Below are 25261 nucleotides of genomic sequence, written 5' to 3'. Positions count from 1 at the left end.
TACTCTCCGGGGGCTGGCGAACCCACGGCTGTGAACGGCAAACTCATCGGCGGGCTTGCGGTCGTGGTGCTCGTGGCGCCGGTCGGTGCCGGCGCGCTCGCGACCGGCTTTGGGCCCGCGCCCGGCGGCGATAGCGGGACGCCCGCGCCCACGCCTGTCTCGACGGGGACCGTCTACGACGGTGACGGCGGCGGGAGCGACGGTGGCGGAAGCGACACCACCGCGACGCAGGCGCCGCCACCCTTCGATTTCACCATCGACAGTATCGAGAAGTGCGGCCAGACCTGTCGTGACGTGACCGCGACGCTGTCCAACCAGCAGTCCACCGCCGCATCGGGGGTGACGGTGTACACGCAAATCTACGCCGGGAACACCACCGACTCCGACGATCGCGTGTGGAGTGGCACGGAGGACGTGGGCGCGCTGGCGGCGAACGATTCGTACACCTCCACGAACCGGGTTGAATTGAGCCTGACGGAGGCCAACAAGGTGCAGAACAACGATGGCTGGATCACGATCGTCACGACGGTCGAGTCCGACGACACCACGATCACGTTCACGGAACGCCGCGACGTCGCCTAACTCGCGGCGGCTACTCGTCGGCGACGAACACTGTCTTCAGCCGTCGTCCACAGGTCGGACAGCAGAGCGTCTGCCACCGCGTCGGGTCGAGGTCGCCGTATGTCTCCGCCCGGCGGGCGGCTGCCGGCTCGACCGACCGACCACAGTCGCAGTCGAGCGGTTCCTCCGGGAGTGGCATACGGGCACTACGCGACCACAGCGGTGAACCGCCTCGGGGTCACGCCACGAGGCTTCCCGTTTCGACGACGCGACGTGCAGGAACCGACGAAGACTGACCTCCATCGGTTTCCACAGCGGTCGCAGTCTCCACGGGCGTGACTTCGGCCTGTCCCAGACCTAACTCCTGAAGGCCACGAGCAAGAACGTTGTACGACGCATTCGCATCCCTGTCCGCTTCAAACCCGCAACTCGGGCAACTATGTTCCCGCACCCACAACGGCGTCTCCGTTTCCACACCACACTTGGCGCACTCCTTGGTCGTCCCCGCAGGGTTCACTTGGACGACGTGCGTGCCGTACAGGTCACCCTTGTACTCCAGCATCTCGATGAATCCGCGCCACGCGGCATCCTGCTTGTTCCGTGCATTCCCGTGCTGTTGAAGCATTCCCGAGACGTTCAAATCCTCCACGAACACGGCGTCGTACGTCGTGACGAGCCACGTGGAGAGCTTGTGCTGGAAATCTTCGACTTTCCGCTTAATTCGACGCTTGACCGTGGCCACCTCACGACGTTGTTTCTCCCAGTTGTTGCTCCCGTGTTCCTTGCGGGAGAGATTGCGTTGTTCCCGACGCAGGCGGTCGTATTCGTCGGTGAGGTCGAGCCAGTCCACGCTGTCACCGTCTGACGTGTAGATGTAGTTGGTGATGCCGAGGTCGATGCCAACGCAATCCTCCGCATCCAAGTCGTCTACGTCGGGTTTCTCGGGGAGTGCGGTGTGTTCGACTTCGAGGCCGAACGTGACGTACCATTCACCCGTCGTCTCCTTTTTTAGGGTGACTTCTTTGATGGTGGCGTTGTCGGGGATTTCGCGGTGGTAGCGGATGGGGATGTCACCGATTTTGGAGAGCCAAAGCGTGGCAGTCCGACCACTCGTGTTTTTGAGTTCGAAGCCGGACTGCGAGTACGTCATACTCTGGTACTCTCGCGGTGACTTCCACTTGAGCCACCCGACGTTGTGCCCGTTCTGCTTCTTCTCGGAAAGGTTCGAGAGGTTGTCGTAGAAGCGGTCGACGGTCTTCTGCAACGCCTTCGAGTGGACTTCCGAGAACATAGGCCACTCCGTTTTCCACTCGGTGAGGCGTTTCTGGTGCTGGTACGCCGAACCGATATTGTCCTCGTCGGTGTCGAGGGCGTTGTATTCGTAGCGGGTGTGGTTGTAGGCTTGACGGTGAATGTCGATGTGGCGCTCCGCTTCCGCAGTCACACCTGTCCGGTCAGGATAAGCGCGGAAGCGGTAGTCGTACCACATCGCTGTACCGTGATTATCGGTGTGCTGTTGTTAATGGTTTGTACCACTGAGTGTCGGCTTCATCCACGGGGGCAAGCCCCGTGGCATTCGCCTCGTACCGCCTGTAAATCTCACCATAGCGGTATCACCGCGGCGGTCCACTCCCTCAGCGGTGGGTGGCCGACTCCAGCGGTGTCTCACTCCGGTAGAACAGCCGCATCGGTAGGCCTGTTGGGTCGGTCGTCGGCTCCGCAGGGAGTGTGCGGAGTTCACCCGGACCGGGGCGGGCGGTGTACGCGAGCGCGGCCGCATCGAGGACATCTTCGATGCGGACGGGTGCGCCGGCGACGGCCTCCGCGGCCGACTGGACCGTCGGCGGCGCGTCGTGGTCGAACTCCGCAAGCACGCGTAGCCGCTCGGCGTAGCCGCCCGCGGTTTCACGTGGATGATCGAGCGGCTCGCCGGCGAACGCCCGGAAGCACAGTTCGGGATGGGCTGCGCCAATCGTCTCGCGGGCCTCGGGCACCTCCGCGAGCAGTTCGTCGACGGCTGCAATCGGCTCGCTTGCCGCGAACGCCGGCTCCGAGAGGTCGGTATCGGTCTTGCGGGCCATCACACGCTGTGCAGCGGGGTACCGCCGCTTCCGGGTCGCCTCCCGGACCGGCTGTGTCACTATCGTCTCCGCCTGGTCGCCGAGCAGGTCGCGGGCCAGCCGGTCGGGCGGCCGCTCCGGGTCGCCCTCCTCGACGAGCCCGATTGGAACGTCGACGAGTAGTTGTACGGCCCGCTCGCCGACCGCGGCCCACAGCTCGCCGATTTCGTCATGGACGCTCGCGGTCCCGTCGTCGAACGCGACGGCGACCCACCCCGCCGGACTCCAGTGGGCGCCCACGTACAGCGGCTCCATACCTGCTCTCTGCGCCGCCCAAATAAAAATCCGAGTCGGACGTGTGTCCGACGCAGAGTGATATGCGGTGGGGTTGTGTCACTAGCTTCCATGCAACCTCTGCTCGCCGTGGGCCGCTACCGGCATCGTCGCCACCGGCGGCGACTCCGTGACGTGCTCATACGAACCGACGGCGTCGACTGCCACCCCGCCGACATGCCACTCGCGTTCGGCAGGTAGGGCAGTATCGCCCTCGCAGCGGTGTTCCGCGTCGCACTCGCCGGGTGGGCTGTCCTGCTCTGGTGGGCGTTTACGCGATCTCGAGGCGTGCCATCTCGTCGTCGCTGAGCCGGATCTCGCCGGCCGCGACGTTCGCCGCTAGGTGTTCGCGGCTCGAGGTGCCCGGAATCGGGAGCATCACCTCGGATTGGTGGAGCGTCCACGCTAACGCAATCTGGTGGGGCGTGGCATCGTGACGGGCTGCGATCTCGTCGATGCCGTCGACGTCGTCCAGATCTCCTGCCGCGAGCGGGAACCACGGGGTCAACTGCCTCGGGGTCAAGCCCCGAGGCTTGTCAGTGGACTCCCGCTCTATCCGAGCAACTCGGAAGGCGTATAATCGCCGTTCGCGTTCAGTGTCCCTGACTTGAGGGCCAGTTGACTGGTGGCCCGTCCAGCACCAGACGTGAGCCAGTGCTGGACAAGCCGCCACCCGATATTCCGAGCGGCGTTGTAATCCGCGTGGAGTTCTTTTCCACACTTCAGGCACTCGAACTCGTCACCATCGCGGTTGTCCTCGTGGGTGAAGCCACACTCGTCGTGACTGCACCGCTGCGACGTGTAGGCAGGGGCAACATCGTCCACGTCAATACCGTACTCTTCGGCTTTGTATTCGACGTGGCGTTGGAGTTCGCGGAACGCCCACTGCTGGAACTTCGAGGCGTTCGAGATGCGCTCGCGGATATGCGTCAGGTTCTCGAACGCAATCGCCGTACAGTCGTTCTCCACGGCCTCCTGAACGATGGCCTTCGAGACGCGGTGGAGGTAGTCCGCACTCCACCGAGCGAACCGTGACCCGATGCTTTTGATGGTGAGGTGTGCGGAGCGAGTGCCTGTCTGTTGGAGGTTGCCGCGCCGACGCTCATACTCGTCGCGGCGGTGGTTGAGGTAGTCTGCGTTTCCAAGGAATGCTCCCGTGCTGGTGACGGCGAGGTATCCGTCCACGTTCAAATCGACGCCGAGAACCACTCCGTTCTCGGTCTGCTCGTCGCTAGAATCATTGGGTTCGACGTCTTTCTCGACTGCGACGTGGAGGTAGTACGTGCCGTCGCGCTTGTGGAGCGTGGCTTCCGTGCGTTCCCACTCTGGCGTCCAATACTCCGCAAACGGCGTGCCCTCGTCGTCTTCGGGTGTGACGAACTCGGCGGTCACGCGGTCGTCCACGGTGGCGAGGGTCACGTGGTCGTCGTTGTACGTGATGGTGCGCCCGTTGTACACGACGACACTCCCTCGAAACTCGGGTTTGCTGGCTTTCTTGCCGTCGTCGAGGATGCGGTCTTTGCAGTTGCCGAGTGCGTCTGCGGCGAGGTTGCGGGCGGATTGGACGAGACTTGCTTGCAGACTGGTTTGCTCCCGAACCGCTGTGTAGGTTTGTTCGTGGAGCGTGTTCTTCGTAACCTCGATCTGCGTGGGGTCGTCGTCCCATCCAGCGTCAGCGACGTGTTGGGCCGCTTGACGGAATTGCTCGAACGTCTCATCGAGAACGCTGTGAGCGTCCTCGGGAACGTTGAGCTTTAGCTGGATGTTGCGGACGACCTCCATACTTCATAAATGCTATTGGAGATACTTGAAAGTATTTTTGACCGTGGGGAGTCAGCCTTGCCATCGAACGTGGCAAATTTCATTGAGTGTCGGCTTCCTCCCCGAGCTCAAGGGTCGGGGTATCCGCCTCGCAATCTCTATGAAACTGATAGAGGTCGATCGTCTCGACACCGAGCCGGTCTCGCGAGACGAGCACCTGATTTCTGATGTAGTCGGGGTCGCCATGCGGGAGCCAGTCGCCGCCGGCCTCGCGCAACAGTCCGGCCTTCGTCGCGACGACGGCCTCCTCGGGGGCGCCCGTCTCCCGGAGGAGCCGCTCGCTCGTCCCCGGGCCGTAGGAGTCGGCCGTATCGATAAAGTCGACCCCCAGCTCGAGGGCCTTCTCGACGACCGCCCGCGCGGTCGCCTCGTCGTCGGGCGCGCCGATGATATCGTCGCCACAGAGTCGCATCGCACCGAATCCCAGCCGAGTTACCGTCATGTCGCCGCCGATGTCGAACGTCTCCTGCATACCGTCTCGTCGTCGCGCGCCCGGTTAATCTCCGGGGGTCGTCACGGCGTCGGGACGAACTCAGGGGTTCCGGTCAGGGTGAGTGCGACGAACGCGACGACCACGGTCGCGACCAGCGGCACGGCATACCGGAGGCCGCTGCGGAACCGACCGTCGGTGAGCCGGCCGAGCAGGAGGCCGTTGCCGACCGCCTGCAGCAGTGCCGCGTGCAACAAGAGCCGCCGATAGACAGTGATATCGACGCTCGCGATTCCGAGCTGTTCGACCCCGGTTTCGGCGGCCCGTCGGGAGACCGCGTCGACGACCGGGAGGAAAAACAGGTCGAACGCGGCGATGATCCCGAGAAACACCAGCACCCCGACAGCCACCACGACGATGAACTCGCTCATCCGGCGGCGACGCTCGCGGGCAAGCCGGTTGCGCGCCCGTAGGTCGTCGGCGACGATCCGGAAGACACGGGCCAGCTGGCCTGTCGACGCGACCGCCGCCGAGAGCAGCCGGACGACCCGGGCGGCCGCGGGGACACCCAGCCGTGCGCCGAACCGGCGGAGCGCGCTCGCAGCCGTCGCTCCCCACTGGATATCGCGGTGGAGCTGCCGAAGTTCCCTCCCGAGCGCGTCGTCGGCCCGGCCCGCAGCCAGCCGAAACGACTCGCCGAGCGGGACGTCATTCTCGTTGGCGTCTGCGAGCACGCTCAGTGCGTTTGGGAGTCGCCGGCGAATCTGGTGTTGCCGGCGGACACGGAGTGTGTCGAAGACGGCGTACGGCGTCGCAATCAGCAGGAACGGTACCGCCAGCGCCGCGAGCGTCGTCGCTACCGGTCGGCTGCTGAGCGCTGTCGGTGTCGCCGGGACGACCCCCACGAGCACGGCGACGGTGACGGCGACGAGCGCGAGGGGGACGCCTGCGGCGGCGGCGAGTCCCGGTTGGTCACGGAGTGTCTCGACGGGTGCCGTTCGGAGGCGCTCGGCGAGCGATGTCTGTTCGCGCGCTCGATACCGTCTGGCGCGCGCCCGGGCACGCCCGCGCTCGGGGAGCGCCGGCCGGTCGGTCGACGCGTCGGGGCGCCCGCCAGGGCGGAACGCCCGGTCGAAGCGGGCGACAGCGACGGCAAACAGCCCGACGACACCCGGGATACCCGCGTAAACGAGCAGGCCCAGCGAGCCCGTTGTACTCTCGCCGACGAGCGCCGCCACCACGAGCACGACGAGCAACAGTGTCGGCCCGACGAGGACGGCCACGACGTGTGCCTGTGCGAGGAAGGTAAGATCGTCCAGGAGCGCGGCCTGTCGTTCCTCGGCGCGGTCGAACTGTGTGTCGGCCGCACTCGCGACGAACGCTCCGACGTCTCCGCCCGTCTCGAGTACGCTCACCAGTTCGTCACAGAAGGCGGCGAACTCGTCGCTGGGCGTCAACGCCCGGGCGTGTTCGATAGCGGTGAACAGGTCCATGTCGAACCGCGCCATGTCGCGGGCGACGAGCGCGAACTCGTCGGCGACAGGGCCGTAGAGGTCGCCTGCCTCGCCAAGCTCGGCCACGACCGCCGACAGGGGTGTCTCTCCTCGCGTCAGCGCATAACAGAACACGACGGCATGTGGAAGGCCGGCGTCGATGGCACGCGCCCGCCGGCGGGCGACGATCCACGGCCAGAGCAGCCGCCACAGCGTCGTCCCTGTACTGCCGGCAAGCGCGCCGACACTGCCGCCGACGAGCGCCCCGTTGGCCCGGCCAGTAGCGACACCGCCCGCGAGCGCGCCGACACCGCCTGCCAGCAGCGCGACGCCGATGGCCAGTCGCACCGTCGTGGTCAGATAGCGGTCGTAGCTGACGCCGACCCGGGCCTGATTAAGCCAGCGTCGAAGGGTGGCGAACCGGCTGGGGTTGGCGGCGAAGTACCCGCGTACCGGCCCGTAGGCCGCTCGGGCGCGCTCGGCAGGCAGGCCCTGCGGGTCGCGCTCGGCGTGGCCGCTGGGGTCCAGCCCCGGCGCGTGCCGATCGCTCATCGTCACACCTCGACGGTCGGCAGCGGCCGGTCGGGTTCGACGGCCGCCAGCGCCCGGTCGGGGTCGCGTGCGAACCGGAACAGCCGGTCGGTCACGGCGTCGTATCCCTTGATGTCGGCCGCGAGCAGGCCCGCGAGGAATCGGATGCGCCGGGCGAGGTCCGCGCGGAGCCGCTCGTCGGTCCAGCCGGCATCGGTGGCCACGGCCCGCGGCACGCGTGCGGGCGCCGTCTGCTCGATACGGTCGTCGTACGGGTCGTACTCGAAGACGGGGCGGAGCGTCGCGGTCCCGTCGTCGCCTGCCTGGACCTCACACAGTTGCCGGCAGCGCCGCACCCGCTCACCGTCGACCCGGACCTGTGCCTGGACGACGACATCGAGGTCGGTCAGCAGTTCCTCGGCGACGGCCAGTGGCTCGTGGCGGAGCCGTCGGAGGGCGTCGCCGGCCGACTCCGCGTGGAACGTGGTGAAGCCGGCGTGGCCCGTCCCCATCGCCTGGAAGAAGCCATTGGCCACTCGTGGATCCGTCCGGAGCTCGCCGACGACGACATGGTCGGGCCGCTGGTGGAGCGCCTCGCTCAACAGCTCGTAGACGCTGATCCCACCCTCGTCGGCGGGGGAGGTCTCGCGGGTGACGTTCGCGATCCAGTTGTCGTGGGGGAGCTGCACCTCGCGTGTCCGCTCGATACTCACCGTCTTGTGGTCCGGCGGGATGAACAGGGCCGTCGCGTTCATGCTCGTGGTCTTGCCGGCTGCCGTGGGGCCGACGAACAGCACCGACCGACTGTGGGCGACACAGAGCCACAGATACGCCAGCTGTGCAAGCGAGAGGGTACCTGTTCGGGCGAGTCGGAGCGGCGTGAACGGCTCGGTTGCGAACTTCCGGACGGTGAAGTTGGAGCCGCGGACAGCCACATCGCTGCCAAGTGTCAACTGGACGCGCGAGCCGTCGGGAAGCGTGTCGGTCATCAGTGGCTCCGAGGCGGAGACGTGTCTGCCACACCGCTGTGCAAGGCGGATAGCAAGCGAGTCGAGTTCGTCGGCCGAGAACTGCCGGTCGGTCCGCAGGTGGCCGTACTCCGCGTGGTAGACGAACAGCGGCACATCCGTCCCGTCACACGAGATATCCTCGACGGCGGGGTCGTGCATCGGGGCGTCGATACTTCCGAACCGGAGGAAGTCACGCCGGAGATAGTAGCGCAGCTTCGCGAGCGACGCGGTCGACATATCGGCATGGTGGGTTGCGAGCACATCGTCGAGTCGGCGCTCGAAGGCGGTCGGCCGGTCATCGGTCACCGGCTCGTCGAGCAGTTCGTCACGGACGACGACGGTGAGATCGCGGCGTGCGAACCGCTCGAACTCGTTGAGCGCCGGCTCGGTGAACAGATACAACTGCTCGCCCGTCTCCGGGTCACGACACACCGCTGTCCACGCGAACGGCGCCCGCAGCCAGTACCACCGCTCGACATCGACATCTGCCAGATGGTCGAACCGAAAGAACGCCTGGCGGGCCGGCTGGTCGACATCGTCGAGTGCGTCGGCCGCGCGGAGGTCCGCAAGCACTGCCTGCTCGATGTCGGCTGTCGTGTGCTCGACGTCTCGAGCACCCTCCATGGTCAGGCTGACGGCCGCTTCGGAGAAAAAACGAGGCGGCCTCAACAGAGGTTCTGCGTGACGTAGATGCCGCCGTCCCCGCCGACGACGACTCCGATGCCCTGCCGTGTGTATCCGGTGTCGAGCAGGGCCCGACGGTGGCCTGGCGAGCGGAGCCACTCGGCGACGACCCGCTCGGCGAGGCCGCGCTCGGTGACCAGCAGGCGCCCGTTCGGCGTGTAGTAGATGTTCTCGCCGCCGGGACACGTGAGCCCGGCCTGTGCCAGTCGCTCGGCGACGGTGGTGCCGTCAGGGGCGGTGTGGTTCACGTAGCCGCGGGCGGCCATGTCGGCACTGTGCGCGTCCGCGACGCCCGCGAGGGTGGTGTTTGCCGCCAGCGGCGCCAGGCCACGCGCCGTCCGGGCGTCGTTCACCTCCGTGACAACGAGCCGCTCGACTCGTTCGTCATCGATACCGGTCGACCCGGCAGTCGCGCCGACGGCCAGTGCGGCGACGAGCGCGATCACCACGACGGCGATGACGCCTGCGGCCAGCCGCCGCGGCTCCGAGAGTTCACGCACTCCCGCGGTGGGTGTCGGCGCGGCCCGGCCAGCGTCGGGGTCGGTGTACCAGGTTGCCCCGTCGCTCGAGACGCCCGGGCAGTCGTGGGCCGTGCGGTGAGCCGGACACGTGAGCTGGGCGCAGTGGGGACAGGCGTTGCTGACGGCGACCTGCTCGCCACAGACGACACACTCGGCCACAGGGTGTCGTTTGCGGTGCCGAGGCAAAACGCCGACGGCCATACGCCTGTGTGGAGCGCCGCTTGCCGTTCACGTCGGGGCGGCAGTCACCGCGGTCGCGGCAGCGCCAGTTTCGACCGCGGCGGGACGAGCCAGTTCCCCCGCGAGACGACGAAGATGTACTCGAGGATGCCGTTGTTGACACGCTGTCGGACCGCGGGTGTCGCCTCGGTGATGTCGGTGCCGTTCATCGCCGTTCGGACGGCCTCGAACTCGCTCATCTGCTGCTGGAGCGACGGGAAGTGTAGCGAGGCAACGTCGTCGTCTGTCGACTCGAAGTGGCGGCGGAGCAGCTTCACATTGCCCTCTTCGTCGCGGTTGGCGCGGGCGGCCTTCTGTGCGTGGCCGACCCGGCCGTATTCGCGCGCCTGCTCGCGGATGTCGTCGAGCGTCTCGTCCACACGAGAGTTGGCACCGAGGCTCTCACCGACGCCCTCGACCCACTCCTTCTGTGCGTGCTCGGGCGAGAACATCTCTGCCACCCGTTCCTCGTGGTTCTGTTCGCCATACCAGTCGCTCAGCCGCTGGCGGATGTTCGCGACGTGTTTGGTCGTTCCGTCGGCGAATGGGGCCTCATCGATGGCGACGTACGACTCGCTGGCCTGATTCGCGGCGAAGCCGGCGGTAAAGCCCATGAACAGCGGGCTCGCCTCGGGAACGGGTCCGTCGTCGGGAACCCCCTCGAGTTCCGACTGCCGGGCCGCGGGCATCCCCGCCCCGACGAAGCCGGTCCGGCGGTCGGCCTCGTCGGCCAGTGAGGCGACGCCAGCCAGCGACGCCTCGAACGTGATGCCGTTTGCCTCCTCGCGCGTGCCGCGCAGCGCCTGTTCGGCCTGGAGCACGGCGTCGGCGTTGTCGCTCGCCAGGTGGACGAGCATGTCCTGTTCGTCGAAGTCGGGTGTCTCGAACGGCGACAGTGCGCGTGGCGGCGGGCAGTCGACGGTGTCGGGTAGCGACGCCTCGAACCGGTCGAAGTACGCCGGCGAGTATGCGACCGACCACAGCACTCCCTCGTGGCTCCACTCGTAGGCGCGAGTCAACGCGTCGAACGCCGCCGCCACCTGCTCGCGGTCGGCCGCAGTCGGCGGGCCATCCCCTGTGAGCGTCAGATACAGCAGGATCTGGTGGCGCGGCAACTGTTCGTTGCCGTGTTCGTCGTGGCGGACCCGGTCGCTCCACGCGAACTGCCGCTCTGGGAGGGCGGCGGGATCGCTGCCTGTCGGTGGGTCGCTCCCTCCCGTGACGTCGAGACACGCCGACAGCCCGGCTGCGCCGCCCGTGGCGACGGCCGCCTTCAGCACGTCCCGGCGCGTCGGGGTCACGCTGCCACCTCCACCGGCTCGAACGACATGAAGGCAGTCTCGTAGCCCTCGTGACGGGCGGTCTGTGGCGGCAGCGTCGGCTCGATTCGTACCGATTCACCGATGGCATCGACGGGCGCGCCGTAGTGGTAGCCCAGCTCGGGGTCGAGCGTCCGCGTCAGAGCGCCCTCGAAGTCGGCCGTCGCCGCCTCCACCGCCATCGCGGGGATGACCATCCGGTTGTACGGGGTGCGAGCGGACACGTACAGGTACCGTCCCTCGCCGTCGACGCCGGCTGGCGGCTCTGCGAGCGCACCGACGACGAGCTGTGCGTCGCCGGTCCGGGCGGTGCCGAGCACGCCCGGCAAGGCGTCGCGGGAGGGTGCGACTCCGGTCGGCAGCATCTCCATCTCCATCGGCTCGACGGCACCAGGCTCGCCGGCCCGGTCGGGCGTCGGCCTGTAGGGAATCTGATCGCGCTCGCTCGTCGCGTAGTCGAACGCGATGCTCGCGCTGGCGGGCTCGCCGAATCGGTCGGTGTACGTGCCCGTCCGTCTGGTGGTGACGCCGCCGACGGAGACGGCCACGTCGTAGGTGCCGTCGCCGTCCAGCCCGAAGTTCGCCCCATAGTGGAAGCCCATCGGCTGGGACAACATCGGATAGATGACCTCCTGGGAGACGAGGTCACCGTTCCACGTGAGTTCGACGGACAGGCCCGCCTCGGGGAGCACACGGCCCGTCTGGCTGTCCCACACCATCGCCATCAGATGGACATCGTCCGCTGGCTTGACCTCGGTGAGCGACGTCTGTCGGCCGTTGACATTCCAGAACCGGTGAGGATACGAGTAGGTGAGGCCCACCTGATAGTCGCCGGCGGCGGCCGTCCCGACCATCTGCATCCCCTCGACGTGCGTCGGGTAGTAGACGGCGTCGGGCCGGTCGTCGAGCACCGGCGGTGCCCCGGTCGACTCCGTCGTGACCAGCCCCGCGCAGCCGGCGAGCTCGGCGACGCCGAGCCCGGCCGCACGGAGAAGGTCGCGTCGTCGCATACCTATCGTAGTGGCTCGCCGGGAAAAGCGGTTCTGGTAGTCGCTACCGTCGCGCCCTCACGGCCGCCACCACGAGCAGGGCTCCCAGCGCGAGCAGGACTGTGAACCCAGGCTGGCCGTCGGTGGCCGTCGGCTCGGGGGTCGGATCCGGACTCGGCGTTGCCGTCGCCGTCTTGACGAGCGGCGGTGTCGCCGTCGGGCTTGCCGTGGTGGTGCTGGCGGCCGTCTCCGTCGGTGTCCCTGCCCGGACGCTGAAGCGGGTCGCCACCGGCTCACCATCGATTGTGACTGGCTCGAAGCCACCCTCGCCGTCTGGCCGCTGGAGGACGGCCCGCGCGGTGATCTCGCCGGTCGCGGTCACGGCGACGGTGACGTTGCGGTGGGTGCCGGCCGCGAGTGTGCGGCTCCCCAACTGGCGGCCGCTCGTGGCGTTCTCGACGACGAGTCGGCCGTCGACCGGCATGGCGACCTGTCGGACGGTTACGGTGCCGTTATCGGTTTCCTGGGGGCCGAATCCCCGGGCCGTGACGACCGCTCGCGTGCCGCGGGCGACCGTCACCACCGCCTCGGCTGGCTGGCCGAACGAGGTGACCACGGGGTCTTCCTTCGGTTCGAACGCGCCGTCACCGTCGTCCTGTCGCAAGACGAGGTGGACCCGTTGTGTCTCCCAGTCGGCCCACGCTGCCCTGTCGATGGTCACACGCACGTCGGTGACGAAGCCGTCGGCTGCGGCGACGGGCGTCTGTCCGACGACGGTCCCCGGCTCGCCGCCGTCGTCGAGCTGCACCGCGAGGAAGCCGTCGGTGGCCGTGAACACCGACTCAACGACGAGCGTCCCGTCGGGAGACACCTGGCCGTCGGCGTTCACGTCGTTCACGTGGGCGGCGACGGGGAGGGGGACGCTCGCCGCGGCGACCACGGCGACGAGCAGGCAGACGGCAAACGCGAGCCGGCCCATCAGACCGTCACCGTCACATCTGGCATCTCGATGAACGCGCGCTCGTAGCCCTCATGACGGGCGACCTGTGGTGGCACGGACACGGACAGGCTGATCTCGTCGCCGGCCGCGAGGCTGTCGACAGGCGCGCCGTAGTGGTAGCCTAGCTCGGGGTCGAGCGTCCGCGTCAGCGCGTCGTTGAACCGCGTTTCGCCGTCGCGGCGGATGGTGGCTGCCAGCCCCATCGCCGGCAGGATGAGCCCGTTGTAGCGGCTCCGCGCGGAGACGTACAGGTAGCTGTCAGCGTTGAACCGGGCGGCCGCGTCGCCGGTCACCGCTCCTGTCGCCAGCAGTGCGTCATCACTGTTCGGGGCGCCGAACACTTCGCCGGGGAGGGCAGTCCGGGCGGGCGCGGTCGCCTGCGGCACCGACCCCATCTCCATCGGCCGGATGGCGCCGGGCTCGCCTGCCGCGTCCAGCGGCTCCGAGCCCACCTTCTCTCGCTCGGTTTCGGTGAATTCGAGGGGAAGTTCGGCGCTTGCGGGCTCGCTGAACCGGTCTGCGTAGGCGCCGGTCAGCGCCACACCGTCGGGCACCGCACCAACCGACACCTGCGCGGTGTAGGTGCCGTCGCCGTCCAACTCGAAGTTGCCACCGTAGTGGTAGCCCATCCGCTGGGACAGCATCGGGTAGATAACCTCCTGGGAGACGAGGTCGCCATCGCGCGTTATCTCCAGCGAGAGGCCCGTCTCCGGCACCACGCGCCCGGTTTCGGGGTCCCAGACGACGGCCATCCCGTGGATGCTGCCGTCCTTGGGCGTCTTCGACAGTTCCGAGCCGGTGACCGTCCAGAACCGGTGGGGGGTGGTGTACATCAACGCGACGCGGAGATCGCCGGCGTCGGCGGTGCCCTGCATCGCCATCTGCTCGCGGAACGGCTGGACGTAGACGCCCTCGGGGCGATCCCCTGATTGCCCCGTTGTCCCGGTCGCCGTTCCCGCTTCCGGGTCGGTCTCGGCGCCCCCGCTACAGCCGGCAAGCAGCCCCACGCCGCCGGCCGCAGCCGCGAGTACGTCACGTCGTCGCATATCTGTCGTTGTCGGCGCGCGCGAAAAGCGGTTCTGGTCGGGGCGGCGGCCGGACGCGGAGGTTTTCCCCACGGGGCGGCTACCGGCGGTATGCGCTCGTCCGTCGTCGCGCTCGCGCTGCTGGTCGTCCTCGCCGGCTGTGCCGGGACCTTGACGCCGGCCGGCGACTCGGTCACCCTCGTCGAGGAGTGGCAGGCCGGCGAGAGCAGCGTCGCGGGCAACCATCACGCGGTCGCAGCCGGCCGCGTCGACGGCGAGGCCGTCATCGCGGTGCCGATCGGCGGCCGTTCCGGTGAGGTGGGGTGTAAGCTGCTCGTGCTCGACGGCGCGGGCAACCAGCGGTGGACCGCGCCTGTCCCGACGGACGCGTGCACTATCCACGCGGTGGCCGATCCCGCGCTCGCGGACTTCCTCGGCGACGAGACGCCGGAGCTGCTCGTGACCTCGACCGAGCGCGAGGCCGTCGCCTACGACCCACTATCGGGCGAGCGGCTGTTCGGCTACCCGCTGGCCAACTACGGGTACACGCGGCCGGTCGTCGCAGATGCCACCGGCGACGGCGCTGCCGATCTCGTCGTCACCGACATCGACGGGACGCTCGCGGTCGTGGCGCCGGACGGTTCGACGGCGTGGCGTCGGCCACTTGCTGCCTACTCGTGGTCGGCGCCGTCGGTCGGGGATTTCGACGCCGACGGCGGCCCAGAGACGGTCGTCGGGCTCGGCAACGAGACAGTCGTCGCGTTCGATGCCCGGGGCCGGGTCGCGTGGACGACGGCCGTGTCGGGTGCGGTCACATGGTCGGGGGCCGGTAATATCGACACTGACGAGCCCCGCGAGTTCCTCGCCGCCAGCCCTACGGGCGTCGTCACGGCGCTTGACGGTCGCGCAGGGACTGTCGAGTGGACCCGGTCGCTGGGTGCGTACGCCGCCGTCGGCGATTCTGTTGCCAGCGCGGCCGGGGCCCGCGTGTATGCCACGAACCAGACGGGGACGCTGTTCGCGCTCGAGGGCAGCGACGGCTCGGTCGCGTGGACGCGCGATCTCACCGCCGCCGACACACAGATGACGCCGCCGCCGGTCGCGGGCGACGTGACCGGTGATGGGACGCCCGAGCTCGTCGCCGTCACGAACGACGGTCGGGTGGCCGTCGTCGACACGGACGGGTCGGTCTTGGCGACGTACCACCGGGATGCGGCCGTCTACACACACGCGACGCTGGCGGACACGGACGGTGACGGCCGACAGGAAGTGTACGTACTATACGGCGACGGGACGGTCGTCGCGTTGACCGCTCAGATATCGAGTTCTGCCTCGTCGTAGAGCTCCTCGAAGCTGAGCTCTTCGTCGCGGCGCTGTGCTGCGCGCTCGATCTCGCGTTTGCGCCGCTGCTCGCGCTTCTTCAGCCCTTTGCGTTCACGGCCTCGCTTCGTGTCTCCCATACAGTGTGTGTGACTGACTGGCACGGACATAAGCCTATCGGCGGTGCCGGGCCCCGCGTGGCTGGCCTCAGGCTGTCCGGACCAGCGGCGCCGGCGGCTCGCCGGGCAGGTCTGCACGGTCGTGGTCGGCCCCGAAGTCGAGGTCGGGGCCGACGGCGACGAACCCGGTCGGGTTGATGTCCGTGTGGGTGGTGTAGTAGTGCTCTTTGATGTGAGCCATGTTCACCGTCTCGGCGATGCCGGGCGTCTGGTAGACGTCGCGCACGTACGGCCAGAGGTTGTCGTACTGGCTGATCAGCTGGCGATTGCACTTGAAATGGGTGTGGTAGACGTGGTCGAACCGGACCAGCGTGGCGAACATCCGGAGGTCGGCGAGCGTGAGCCGCTCCCCGACGAGATATCGCTGGTCGGCCAGGACCTCGTCCCAGTGGTCGAGTGCGTCGAACAGGTCGGCGACGGCCTGTTCGTAGGCCTTCTGGGTACCTGCGAAGCCCGCCCGGTAGACGCCGTTGTTGATCGGGTCGTAGATGGCGTCGACGACCTCGTCGATCTCCGCGCGCAGGCCCTCGGGATACAGATCGACACCGTTCCCCTCGAAGGCCGTCGACAGCTGTCGCATGATCTCGATGGACTCGTTGTTGACGATGGTGTCCGTCTCCGTGTCCCAGAGCACGGGCACCGTCACGCGGCCGGTGTAGTCAGGATCGGCGGCGACGTAGACCTCGCCGAGATACGCGGCGCCGGTCACCGTATCGGGCGTGCAGTCGTCTTTTTCTGGGGTGAACTGCCAGCCACGCTCGTCGCGGTACGGGTCGACGATATCCATCGAGATGGCGTCCTCGAGTCCCATCAGCGACCGCACCATCGCGGCGCCGTGCGCCCATGGGCACGCCCGCGAGATGTAGAGGTGATAGCGGTCGCTCTCGGCCGGGAACGCGTCGGTTCCGACCCTGTCGCGGAACGTCGTTGATTGGCGGTCGAACTCGCCGTCCTCGTCGGTCGACTCGTAGGCGTCCGTGCGCCACTCGCCGTCGACATACATGTTGACCATCGTGTCGGTCCTACGGGATTGAGACGTTTATAAGTTGAACAAGCGTAATACCACGGCCTTCAGGGCGTGGATACGCGCCGTCACTTGGGGACCGTATCCACGGTCGACAGCACGCTGCGTGTCAGCAGACTGGCGTTGAAGCGACAGGAACCCCGATCAGTAGGGAGGAATTGGTCGGAACGGAGCGGATTCCGACCCGTCCGTCGGAGGTGGCCCGTCCACCCACGCAATGAGACAGTATCCGAAAGAGTGGTCGGTGAACGTCACATCCTCGAAGGGTGTGCCCATGTGCCGATTACTCACAGCGACCCAGACGATACCCCCAAGTCCGCTGACACCTGCTGGCGTCCCCGTGGCACAAACACCACCGGGACGACAAAACACGGTCGAGGATAGGGGTACCGGCGGCTTGGCACCGCCAGCAGTCCACCAGTCCGAGACTGTGGGATTCCCCGCGCCCGAACGGACTGGTCGTCCGGTGAGTGGACTGCACACCTGACACGCCCACCGCTCGGGAGTCCGCCGCGTTTACCCGAAGGAGGATGTCAAACTGCCGGCGGCACCGATGTCACCGGCCGGACGGCGGCTTCGAAGGCTTCAAATGCGTGCTCGGCGTCGTTCACGCTACTATGAGTGACAAGCCCGCGTCGATGTACCGGGACATCGACAAGCCGGCGTACACCCGTCGCGAGTACATCACTGGCATTCCCGGCTCGAAGATTGCCCAGTACAAGATGGGCCGCACGGAGAAGGACGAAGACGAGTACGAGGTCCAGATCAGTCTCGTCGTCGAGGAGACGGTCCAGATTCGCCACGGCTCGCTGGAGGCCTCGCGGCTGTCGGCCAACCGCCGGCTGCTGAAGGAGCTCGGCGAGGACGGTGACTACAAGATGATTCTCCGGAAGTTCCCCCACCAGGTGCTCCGAGAGAACAAACAGGCGACCGGTGCGGGCGCCGACCGTGTCTCCGACGGGATGCGCGCTGCATTCGGGAAGATCGTCGGCACCGCCGCCCGGATCCAGGCCGGCGAGCGACTGTTCACCGCGTGGTGTCACCCCGAGGACGCCGACCTCGTGAAGGACGCGTTCCGGCGCGCCTACAACAAGGTGACGCCGCCCTGCCGCATCAAGGTCGAGCGCGGCGAAGCGCTGCTCGTCTCCTGACGGCGCCGAGCGCGGGCTTCATATCCTCTCCGTGTACACAGTCTGCCGTGAGTGACGACCTTCGGCTCGCCGTGGCGACGGATGCCGAGACGCTCTCGCGGATTCGGGCGCCGCTCGCCGAACGGGGTATCCACGCCGAGCACGTCCCGACGAGCAGCCGGACGCTCCGGCTCGACGCTGATCTCGGTGCGTTCGATGTCGGGTTCGTCTATCCCTCGCGGCTGATGGAGGGCGGTGTCGCGGACGCGATGCTTGCGGTCCCGTGGGTGAACGACCGGGAGGCGGTGTTACGCTCGCGCAACAAGGCCGGCGCGCTCGCGCGGTTAGCCCGTGCGGGCGTGCCGACGCCACGCTCCACGCTCGTCTCCAATCCCGTCGACGAGTCGGCGCTCCGGACGGCCTTCCAGCGGTTCGACCCACCGGTTGTCGTGAAGCCGAACTCGACGACCCGCGGCACCGGCATCGCGAAGGTGTCGGATCTCGACTCCTTCCTCGGTGTTGCCGACTACCTCGATCTGGTCCACGACTACCGCGCGACCGGCGACCGCTCGTATCTCCTCCAGGAGTTCCTCGCGGAGGCGCGTGACTACCGCGTGATGACCGTCGACGGCGAGTATGTCGGCGCCGTCGAGCGACGCCTCCCGGCGGACGCGCTCGCAGAGGGGCGCTGGAAACACAACGTCCACCGCGGTGCCGAGGCGACGGGTGTCTCTCTCGATGCCGACCTCCGGAGGCTCGCCGAGCAGGCTGCCGACGCGCTCGGCGTCGACTGGCTCGGCGTCGACCTACTCGTGACCGACGAGCGGGCCGTGGTCACCGAGACGAATGCCCGCCCGACGGTCGATACAGCAACGAAGTACGAGTCAGGGTTCTACGACCGGCTGGCAGCGCTCATCCGGTCGCGGGCCTGATTCCCGTGGCGAGGTGTCTCCGCGTTCACCGCGGCAGCGGTCACCCCCTTCCACGACCGCGGTCGGCCATGGAGCAGGCGCGTTCTCTCCACCTCTGAGGGGTGGGCTTTCGCGCGGGACTGCTGTGCGCGGCCCGCTCGGGCCTGCCATCATGGGGCGCTCGCTCTGGACGAGCGTCGCTCGATGGGTGAGGCTGCAGTTGACAGGGCGCAAGCCTTTCGCTCTGCCACGCTCGGCGGAAGCAACAGCAGTCAAACACGGTCGTTCCTTGTCACAGAAAACCAGTCCGACGACCGTCAGAGCGCGGAGATGCCGGGCTGGGCTACCGGACGTTGATATCGGCGGAGTCGTCGACGCGCTCGAGTGTTACCTCGAGAATGCCGTTGTTGAACGACGCCGTGGCGGTGTGTTCGTCGACGCGGGCAGGGAGATCGAGTCGCTCTTCGTACGAGCGGTGGTCAGAGCGGGCGGTCACTGTGAGCGTGCGACCGTCACACTTGATGTCGATGTCGTCCTGTTCGATGCCGGGCAGGTCGCCGATGACCCGGAGGTGGTCCGGCTCCTCGTGGACAGTGAAGTGGGCGTCTTCGCCAAAGCCGGCGTCGGCGCTGATGTTCACGTCACCGCCCGTCATCTCCTCCATCATCCGTTCAATCTCGCGGAAGATATCGTCGAAGGGGTCGTCGCGGTCGTCCCTACGCATACGACAGGATACGGCGGTTCGACCGAAAAGCCTTCTGACCCCGTCTATTTGCCGACGGCTGACGGAGCCAGCGCCCGCTCGTTTTGTTCGTGTCAGTCGTGGGTTCGCTGGAAGCCGACGCCGAGCGCCTCGTCGGTTCGGGCCATCGACTCGGCGCGGTCGGCGGTCCCGAGCACGGCGCGGATCGCGTCCACGTTCTCCGGTACCACGTCCGATTCCTGGTGGATGGCCTGGAACAGATAGAGATCGTCGTCCTCGATGGAGATGGATTCCCTCCAGATGCAGTTCTCCCAGATATCCGCCCGTGGCCGGCCGCGATCCATCGCGAACTCCTTGAGCTTGCCCGCGCCGTCGATATCGTACTCCGGGGGGATGAGGAACAGCCGGTCTTCATCGGCCAGTCGGTCCCGGACCGCGTCGGCGTCGGGGGTCTCCTGCAGTTGGATGTTCACCGAGTGGGTGTGCATCAGCGTCGCGGGCACCTTCAGTCCGAGCGTGTCGATGTTCACATCGGGGAAGATGGTGTTCACGTCCGGGCCATGATGGGAGGGGAGCGTCACCGGGTCCGGGAGGATGTCGTCGATAGGGCCACGCCCGGTCTGGCCGGGGTCACCGCCCCGCCGGACGAGCGTGACACGGGCCTTCTTGACGCCGTATGCCTCCTGGAGCGGCGCGAGCAGCCGCGACAGGCCGGTCGTGTTACACGAGACGACCCGGACGTGATCGGCAGCCTCTGCCTCGGCGTAATTCGCCCGCGCGTTGAAGCTGGCGTCGACGAGGTCTGCGGCCTCGCCACCCTGGTACAGCGCGGGCGTGTCGTGGGCATCGTACATCGACTTGTTCTCCGCGCCAATCCCCGAGGGTGTCGCGTCGACGACGATGTCCGCCTGTTCGACGAGCGTCTCGACCGGTCCGGCAACGTCGATGCCCGCCTCGTCGAACAGGGGACGCCGGTCAGCGACGGCGGCGTAGAGTGGGTACCCTCGTTCGACTGCTGTCTCTGCCTCGTGGTTCGGACTCGTCTTGGCGACGCCGACCAGCTCCATGTCGGGTTGTGCGGTCACCGCATCCGCGACTCGCTTGCCGATGGTGCCGTAGCCGTTGACCGCGACCTGAATCATACCGGCACTCGCGGTGGCCCCGGCAAAACCGTTTCGAGGCCGCTCTGTGGGGGTTTACTCGCGTGTGAGTCCCAGCCGCGACGACAAGACCTAATCCGGTGCCGACCGACCGTCGAGTATGTCAACTCTCGCCGCGCCTGCCCGGACCGCCATCGAGCAGTGTCTGGCGCTTACGTCCGACGAGTCGTGTGTCGTCGTCACCGACGACGCCCGCGAGCCGATTGGTCGCGCGCTGTACACGGCCGCGAGCGACGTGACCGACGATGCGACGCTGCTCCAGATGCCGCCACGCGAGCAGCACGCCGAGGAGCCGCCCGCGCATGTCGCCGCGGCGATGCGCGCGGCCGACACCTTCCTCGCGCCGACGACGAAATCGCTCTCGCACACGCGTGCCCGGTCGGCCGCCTGCGAGGCGGGTGCCCGCGGCGCGACGCTGCCGGGCATCACCGAGGCGGTGTTTCAGGCCGGCCTCGATGCCGACTACGAGGCCATCGCCGCCGAGTGCACGCGCATGCTCGAGCAGGTGGGCGATGCCGACGAGATCCGTGTGACCAGCCCGCAGGGGACCGACATCACATTCGGGCTCGCGGACCGCGCGTGGCACGAGGATACCGGCATCATCCACGACGCCGGCGACTTCTCGAACCTTCCGGCGGGCGAGGTGTTCATCTCGCCGGCAACCGCCGACGGCCAGTTCGTCGTCGACGGGACGATGAGTCCCCACGGCCGGCTCGACCACGAGATAACGATGACCGTCGAGGAGGGCTTTGTCACCGAGATCTCCGACCCGGAGGTGGCCGCCGAGTTCGAGACCGCCGCCGAGGAGGCCGGTCAGGCCGCCTACAATCTCGCGGAGCTGGGCATCGGGACGAACATCGCCGTCACAGAGCTGGCCGGGTCGGTGCTGCTCGACGAGAAGGCCGGCGGGACGGTCCACATCGCAATCGGTGACGATGCCTCGATTGGCGGTGACACGGATGCACCCATCCACTCGGACGGCGTGCTCACCGACCCGACCGTGTACGCCGACGGTGTCGAGGTGCCGCTCCCGACCGTCGAATCGTAGCGACGGCCCGCGTGCGGTGACTTCGACGCGCCCTGACGTCTCGAGAAAACACTTACCCGGACGCCCACACCCACCGATATGTCCGAGCCCTCCAGACGCGGGCTGCTCGCGTCGCTCGGCGCGTTGGCCCTCGGTGGCTGTGTCGCCGACCGGCCGGAGACGACAGCGACCCAATCGAGTCCACCCTCGACCGAGTCGAGCACGCCGACGTCCACCGCGACACCAGTGGCGCCAGCCGAGTTCGGGACGACGTGGCCGGCGCCCGCACACGACGCCGGGCTGAGCAACGGCACGACCGCGGCCGGTCCGACCGACCCTGTGGCGGAGTTGTGGACCGTCTCGCTGCCGGCACCGACCGCGCCGGTGTTCGCCGACGCGACCGTCTACGCCAGTGCCGACGGCGCTGTTCACGCGCTGGATGCCCGCACCGGTGATCGCCGGTGGCAGACGCCCGTCGGAGCCGGTGCTGGTTCCCCCTGGTGTCGCACAGACCAGGTCGTCGTCCCGGTCGACGGGGCGGTGGTGGCACTCGACACGGCCGGCACCGAGCAATGGCGTGTCGAGACGCCTGACCGGGCGGCTCTGCTCGTCACGACGGCGGGTATCTACTGGCTGGCCGACGGCGACCCACCGACGGTGGTCGCTCTCTCGCCTGACGGACGCGAGCAGTGGCGGACCGATCTCGGGGAGCCGTGGCGGCCGCCGTTGTTCGCCGGTAGCGGTCGTGTGTTCGTGTCGAGTGGCACTCACGACAGCCGGTTCTGGCAGCTCGACGCCGCGACCGGCGAGCGCCTCGGCGAGCCGCCGCGGAGCGGCGCGGACTTCCCTGCCGAGCAGTTCGCCCGCGACGGGACGGTGTACGCCGCCGACGCCTTCTTCGGGAACGTCCGCGCGACGCCCGTGGACGACGGCGACGGCTGGTCACAGGCCACCGCGCCGGGCGGCGAGGCTGGCGGCGGCCTGCTCGCCGGCGACGGTAGCCGGGTCTACTACACCGCCAACGCCGACGACGAGCCGAGCGTGTTCGCCCTCGGAGCCGACGGGACAGTCGGGTGGACGGCCGCATTCGACGCGATAGTGACTGGTCGGCCCGTCGCTGCCCGCGAGACGGTGCTCGTCCCGACCGACGCGGGACTCCGGGCGCTCGACCGGGCGGACGGGACGCCGCTGTGGACACATGCCGGTGTTGGCGAGCGCGTGGCCGTCGTGGACGATATCGTCTACGCCGCCGGAGACGGGTCGGTGACCGCATACCGGCCGCCCTGACACGGAGCGAGTGGCAGCGCCCCTGAATGGGGCGGAGGGCGACGGCCGCCGGTCCACGCGCTTTAGTGCGCGCGCACGGAAGAACGGGTAATGAGCAACGCTCGCGTCGCGCTGGCGTGTCCGTCGTGTTCGCCGGACGCGCCCACCGCCCACGAGGTACTGAAAGACGGTGACCCCGCCACGGTCCGCTGTGGCGAGTGTGGCCACACGCACAAGGAGTCGTTACCGGTCGAGGAGACGGTCGACCGCCGGGTCGTCGTCTCGCAAGATGGCGAGTCGTTCACCGCCCGTCACGAGGCGGCCCCTGACGAGCCGTTGGCTGTCGGCGACGAGTTTCTGCTGGATGCGCCGGAGGCGCTGTTACAGGTGCGGGTCACCTCGATCGAGACGGCCGACGGCCGCCCGGAGTCGGCAACGTTCGACGAGACAGAGACGGTGTGGACCCGTGCGGTCGGCAACGTCGCTGTCGACGTGACGCTCCACCCGCAGGACGGCACCCGCGAGGAGACTCGCTCGGTGACGCTGCGGGTCCCCGGTGACGAGCAATTCACCGTCGACGAGACGGTAACGTACGGCGACGAGGAGTTCACCGTCGAGGGGCTGGTCGTCCGCGACGACGCCGCCGGATACGAGCGACAGCAGTTCGACTACACTGGCGATGCGGCGCTCGCGAAGGACCTCAAGCGGGTGTACGCCCGTGACGAGCGCACGACCGCGTGGTCGGCCTGGTAGTCGCTTGACGTATGACCGACGACCGGGCCAGCGAGCGCGACCGGCTTGTCGACCGGCTCCGGCGTCGCACCGACGCCAGCGAGCGCGTGCTCTCGGCCGTGCGGTCGGTGCCGCGCCACGCCTTCGTCCCCGATGAGCGGGCGGCGGATGCCTACGCTGACCGGCCGCTCCCGATCGGCGAGGGCCAGACCATCTCCGCGCCGCACATGGTCGCGGTGATGTGTGACCTGCTCGAACTCTCACCATCGGACCGCGTGCTCGAGATCGGGACGGGGTGTGGCTACCACGCTGCCGTCACCGCCGAACTCTGCGAGACGGTCTCCTCCGTCGAGTACCACGAGCGGCTGGCCCGTCAGGCCCGCGAGCGGCTGGCGACGCTTGGCTACGAGACCGTCCGGGTGCGGGTCGGCGACGGCCGCGAGGGGTGGCCCGAGCACGCCCCCTACGACGCCTGCTATCTCACCTGTGCCGCCCGTGAGGTGCCCGACCCGCTCGTCGAGCAGGTGCGACCGGGGGGTGTCTTAGTGGCGCCCGTCGGCGACCGAGTCCAGCGACTCGTCCGGCTTACAGTCGGCTCGGACGGCATCCGCGAGCGGACTGACCATGGCGGCGTCCGGTTCGTCCCACTGCTGGGCGACCATTGACATCCTTCTACCCCTGAAGGGATAGGCGTCCGCTCGCTCCGTGTCAGTCGAACAGCCCCTCGACGTCCGCCTCGCGGGCCTGCCGACGCTGGACGTGCTGGGCCAGCCGTTCGAGAATGATCGCGCGGTGTTCGCCCGCGAGAAAGTCCAACACGAGCGTGACGAACGGGCTGCCCACCTCTGCTGCTGCAAGGTCCGCAAGCGCGTATTCGGCAGCCGTCGCGAGCAACTCGGCGTCGTGGCCGGTCGCGTCGGCGACGAGCGGCGCCGCGACGGCCGCTGCGGGGTACTCGAGCGTTGCGAGTGCCGGCTGGGTCCCGTCCCGCACCAGCGGTGGCGGCTGCTCGCCGGCGACGGTGTCGTACTCGCCGCGGCAGGCCCGCAGCCACGCTCGTACCGGTTCGAGGGCAAGCCCACGGGGGTCGACGTCATCGAGATACGCGAGGGCGCTCTCGGCGAGCCCCTGTGCCCCCTCGCGGTTGTCTGTCTCGACGTGGTGGACGGCCGCGGCGTACTGGATGAGGCCTTGCAGGAAGTCGCGCCGCTCGCCGGTCGCCTCGCGGTAGGGTGGCTCCCAGGCGTCGTGTGCCGCGTGGTAGTGGCCGGCGTTGAAGACGGCCATCCCGGCGGTGAGCCGCGCCTCAAGCGGCACGTCCATATCGGAGAGAACGGCCGGAGGCGCAAAACGAGCCCGGTCGTTGCCCTCCGCCCACCGCTGCAGCAGTGAACCTCCGCGCGCTCTGTTTGACATCCTCCCACGCCTGACGGGGTGGGCTTCCGCTTGCTACGTGTCAGTCTCGGATGACGACCAGATAGTAGACGAGGAAGGCAAGCAGGAAGCCGACCAGTGAGAGGAAAAAGGAGGCAGCGGCCATCACACCGCCCCACAGCGGCCCGTTCGCGCCGCGGCTCTCGGCGTTCCGGTAGGTGAAATACCCGACAACGACGGCGACGAGCAGGTTGAGCAGGACGAACTCGACGCCGAGGTCTGGCCCGGGAAGCTGAAGCAGCATACCGGGGATTCGAGGCCAGGTGTCTTGATGGTGCCGACGCTCGCCGATAGCCCTCAGAGAACGTCCGGTCAGCGATTTGAACGCTGGTCCCTGGCTCCGCAAGCCAAGAGGATAGTCCACTACCCTAACCGGACT

26 protein-coding genes, 1 tRNA gene and 1 pseudogene are annotated in these 25261 nt (G+C 68.0%); 8 read left to right on the top strand and 20 right to left on the bottom strand.

The features are described 5' to 3' along the window. Positions 1-30 precede the first annotated feature (30 nt). A complete protein-coding gene (locus tag ABEJ63_RS11735) occupies positions 31-582 on the top strand; it encodes a hypothetical protein (protein WP_375796560.1) in 552 nt (183 codons plus the stop codon). Between the two features lie 10 nt (positions 583-592). On the opposite strand, the gene ABEJ63_RS11730 is transcribed toward ABEJ63_RS11735, so the two are convergent. The 13 genes and pseudogenes from ABEJ63_RS11730 to ABEJ63_RS11670 form a co-directional block, all read right to left on the bottom strand. Further along, positions 593-760: a hypothetical protein gene (locus tag ABEJ63_RS11730; protein ID WP_375796559.1), complete on the bottom strand. Its 168-nt coding sequence runs from the start codon at positions 758-760 to the stop codon at positions 593-595. A 39-nt stretch (positions 761-799) separates the two neighbouring features. Then, positions 800-2050, bottom strand: coding sequence for an RNA-guided endonuclease InsQ/TnpB family protein (locus ABEJ63_RS11725; RefSeq protein WP_375796558.1), 1251 nt, complete (start codon positions 2048-2050; stop codon positions 800-802). A 145-nt stretch (positions 2051-2195) separates the two neighbouring features. After that, positions 2196-2936, bottom strand: a complete 741-nt coding sequence (locus ABEJ63_RS11720) for a DUF429 domain-containing protein (RefSeq protein WP_375796557.1) — start codon at positions 2934-2936, stop codon at positions 2196-2198. A 289-nt stretch (positions 2937-3225) separates the two neighbouring features. Beyond that, complete coding sequence (locus ABEJ63_RS11715; RefSeq protein WP_375796578.1) at positions 3226-3510, bottom strand: aldo/keto reductase; 285 nt, start codon at positions 3508-3510, stop codon at positions 3226-3228. Continuing rightward, positions 3507-4736: an RNA-guided endonuclease InsQ/TnpB family protein gene (locus tag ABEJ63_RS11710; protein ID WP_375796556.1), complete on the bottom strand. Its 1230-nt coding sequence runs from the start codon at positions 4734-4736 to the stop codon at positions 3507-3509. Before ABEJ63_RS11710 ends, ABEJ63_RS11715 begins: the two co-directional genes overlap by 4 nt. A gap of 136 nt (positions 4737-4872) precedes the next feature. Then, positions 4873-5247: pseudogene (locus tag ABEJ63_RS11705) on the bottom strand (aldo/keto reductase); the annotation flags it as partial. 41 nt (positions 5248-5288) lie between these two features. Then, positions 5289-7250, bottom strand: a complete 1962-nt coding sequence (locus tag ABEJ63_RS11700; protein WP_375796555.1) for a type II secretion system F family protein — start codon at positions 7248-7250, stop codon at positions 5289-5291. A 2-nt stretch (positions 7251-7252) separates the two neighbouring features. Further along, positions 7253-8863 (bottom strand): type II/IV secretion system ATPase subunit, encoded by a 1611-nt coding sequence (locus ABEJ63_RS11695; protein ID WP_375796554.1) that lies wholly within the window; start codon positions 8861-8863, stop codon positions 7253-7255. Between the two features lie 41 nt (positions 8864-8904). After that, entirely contained in the window at positions 8905-9603 is a 699-nt protein-coding gene (locus ABEJ63_RS11690) for a CAP domain-containing protein (RefSeq protein ID WP_375796553.1), read from the bottom strand. Positions 9604-9689: 86 nt separating this feature from the next. Then, the gene (locus ABEJ63_RS11685; RefSeq protein WP_375796552.1) at positions 9690-10964 is read right to left on the bottom strand and encodes a Tat pathway signal protein; all 1275 of its coding nucleotides are present in this window, start codon (positions 10962-10964) and stop codon (positions 9690-9692) included. Continuing rightward, complete coding sequence (locus ABEJ63_RS11680) at positions 10961-11992, bottom strand: hypothetical protein (protein ID WP_375796551.1); 1032 nt, start codon at positions 11990-11992, stop codon at positions 10961-10963. Before ABEJ63_RS11680 ends, ABEJ63_RS11685 begins: the two co-directional genes overlap by 4 nt. Before the next feature lie 43 nt (positions 11993-12035). Then, positions 12036-12950, bottom strand: a complete 915-nt coding sequence (locus ABEJ63_RS11675; RefSeq protein WP_375796550.1) for a hypothetical protein — start codon at positions 12948-12950, stop codon at positions 12036-12038. Next, entirely contained in the window at positions 12950-14017 is a 1068-nt protein-coding gene (locus tag ABEJ63_RS11670) for a fe2+ transport protein (protein ID WP_375796549.1), read from the bottom strand. Before ABEJ63_RS11670 ends, ABEJ63_RS11675 begins: the two co-directional genes overlap by 1 nt. A 90-nt stretch (positions 14018-14107) precedes the next feature. Between ABEJ63_RS11670 and ABEJ63_RS11665 the strand changes: the two genes are divergently transcribed. Further along, the gene (locus ABEJ63_RS11665; protein ID WP_375796548.1) at positions 14108-15337 is read left to right on the top strand and encodes a PQQ-binding-like beta-propeller repeat protein; all 1230 of its coding nucleotides are present in this window, start codon (positions 14108-14110) and stop codon (positions 15335-15337) included. Here the strand turns inward: ABEJ63_RS11665 and ABEJ63_RS11660 are convergent. After that, on the bottom strand, positions 15310-15456 hold the full coding sequence (locus ABEJ63_RS11660; RefSeq protein ID WP_375796547.1) for a hypothetical protein: 147 nt from the start codon (positions 15454-15456) through the stop codon (positions 15310-15312). The genes ABEJ63_RS11665 and ABEJ63_RS11660 overlap by 28 nt on opposite strands. Positions 15457-15523: 67 nt before the next feature. Next, positions 15524-16507 (bottom strand): glutathione S-transferase family protein, encoded by a 984-nt coding sequence (locus ABEJ63_RS11655; RefSeq protein ID WP_375796546.1) that lies wholly within the window; start codon positions 16505-16507, stop codon positions 15524-15526. A 629-nt stretch (positions 16508-17136) separates the two neighbouring features. Between ABEJ63_RS11655 and ABEJ63_RS11650 the strand changes: the two genes are divergently transcribed. Both ABEJ63_RS11650 and ABEJ63_RS11645 read left to right on the top strand, forming a co-directional pair. Next, a complete protein-coding gene (locus ABEJ63_RS11650; RefSeq protein ID WP_375796545.1) occupies positions 17137-17670 on the top strand; it encodes a 50S ribosomal protein L16 in 534 nt (177 codons plus the stop codon). A 47-nt stretch (positions 17671-17717) separates the two neighbouring features. After that, on the top strand, positions 17718-18581 hold the full coding sequence (locus tag ABEJ63_RS11645; protein WP_375796544.1) for a RimK family alpha-L-glutamate ligase: 864 nt from the start codon (positions 17718-17720) through the stop codon (positions 18579-18581). Between the two features lie 322 nt (positions 18582-18903). Here ABEJ63_RS11645 and ABEJ63_RS11640 read toward each other — a convergent pair whose 3' ends face one another. Together ABEJ63_RS11640 and ABEJ63_RS11635 are read right to left on the bottom strand one after the other, a co-directional pair. Beyond that, positions 18904-19284 (bottom strand): Hsp20/alpha crystallin family protein, encoded by a 381-nt coding sequence (locus ABEJ63_RS11640; RefSeq protein ID WP_375796543.1) that lies wholly within the window; start codon positions 19282-19284, stop codon positions 18904-18906. 92 nt (positions 19285-19376) lie between these two features. Continuing rightward, on the bottom strand, positions 19377-20405 hold the full coding sequence (locus ABEJ63_RS11635) for a type II glyceraldehyde-3-phosphate dehydrogenase (protein ID WP_375796542.1): 1029 nt from the start codon (positions 20403-20405) through the stop codon (positions 19377-19379). A gap of 118 nt (positions 20406-20523) precedes the next feature. On the opposite strand from ABEJ63_RS11635, the gene ABEJ63_RS11630 reads away from it, so the two are divergent. From ABEJ63_RS11630 to ABEJ63_RS11615, 4 genes are all read left to right on the top strand, one after another. Continuing rightward, complete coding sequence (locus tag ABEJ63_RS11630; RefSeq protein ID WP_375796541.1) at positions 20524-21471, top strand: aminopeptidase; 948 nt, start codon at positions 20524-20526, stop codon at positions 21469-21471. A 78-nt stretch (positions 21472-21549) separates the two neighbouring features. Further along, on the top strand, positions 21550-22737 hold the full coding sequence (locus tag ABEJ63_RS11625; RefSeq protein ID WP_375796540.1) for a PQQ-binding-like beta-propeller repeat protein: 1188 nt from the start codon (positions 21550-21552) through the stop codon (positions 22735-22737). A 90-nt stretch (positions 22738-22827) separates the two neighbouring features. Then, positions 22828-23469 carry an HVO_0476 family zinc finger protein gene (locus tag ABEJ63_RS11620; protein WP_375796539.1) on the top strand — a complete coding sequence of 214 codons (642 nt, stop codon included), beginning with the start codon at positions 22828-22830 and terminating at the stop codon, positions 23467-23469. Between the two features lie 11 nt (positions 23470-23480). Continuing rightward, entirely contained in the window at positions 23481-24113 is a 633-nt protein-coding gene (locus tag ABEJ63_RS11615) for a protein-L-isoaspartate(D-aspartate) O-methyltransferase (RefSeq protein WP_375796538.1), read from the top strand. Positions 24114-24156: 43 nt separating this feature from the next. Here the strand turns inward: ABEJ63_RS11615 and ABEJ63_RS11610 are convergent, their stop codons facing one another. From ABEJ63_RS11610 to ABEJ63_RS11600, 3 genes are all read right to left on the bottom strand, one after another. Continuing rightward, complete coding sequence (locus ABEJ63_RS11610; protein WP_375796537.1) at positions 24157-24771, bottom strand: DUF309 domain-containing protein; 615 nt, start codon at positions 24769-24771, stop codon at positions 24157-24159. Positions 24772-24904: 133 nt separating this feature from the next. Continuing rightward, entirely contained in the window at positions 24905-25126 is a 222-nt protein-coding gene (locus ABEJ63_RS11605) for a hypothetical protein (protein WP_375796536.1), read from the bottom strand. Positions 25127-25187: 61 nt separating this feature from the next. After that, a tRNA-Arg gene (locus ABEJ63_RS11600) sits at positions 25188-25260 on the bottom strand. Position 25261: the final 1 nt, after the last annotated feature.

The sequence above is a fragment of the Halosegnis sp. genome, assembly GCF_042216475.1.
In the GTDB taxonomy this organism is placed as follows: domain Archaea; phylum Halobacteriota; class Halobacteria; order Halobacteriales; family Haloarculaceae; genus Halosegnis.
This window is presented reverse-complemented; position numbering and strand designations above follow the sequence as displayed.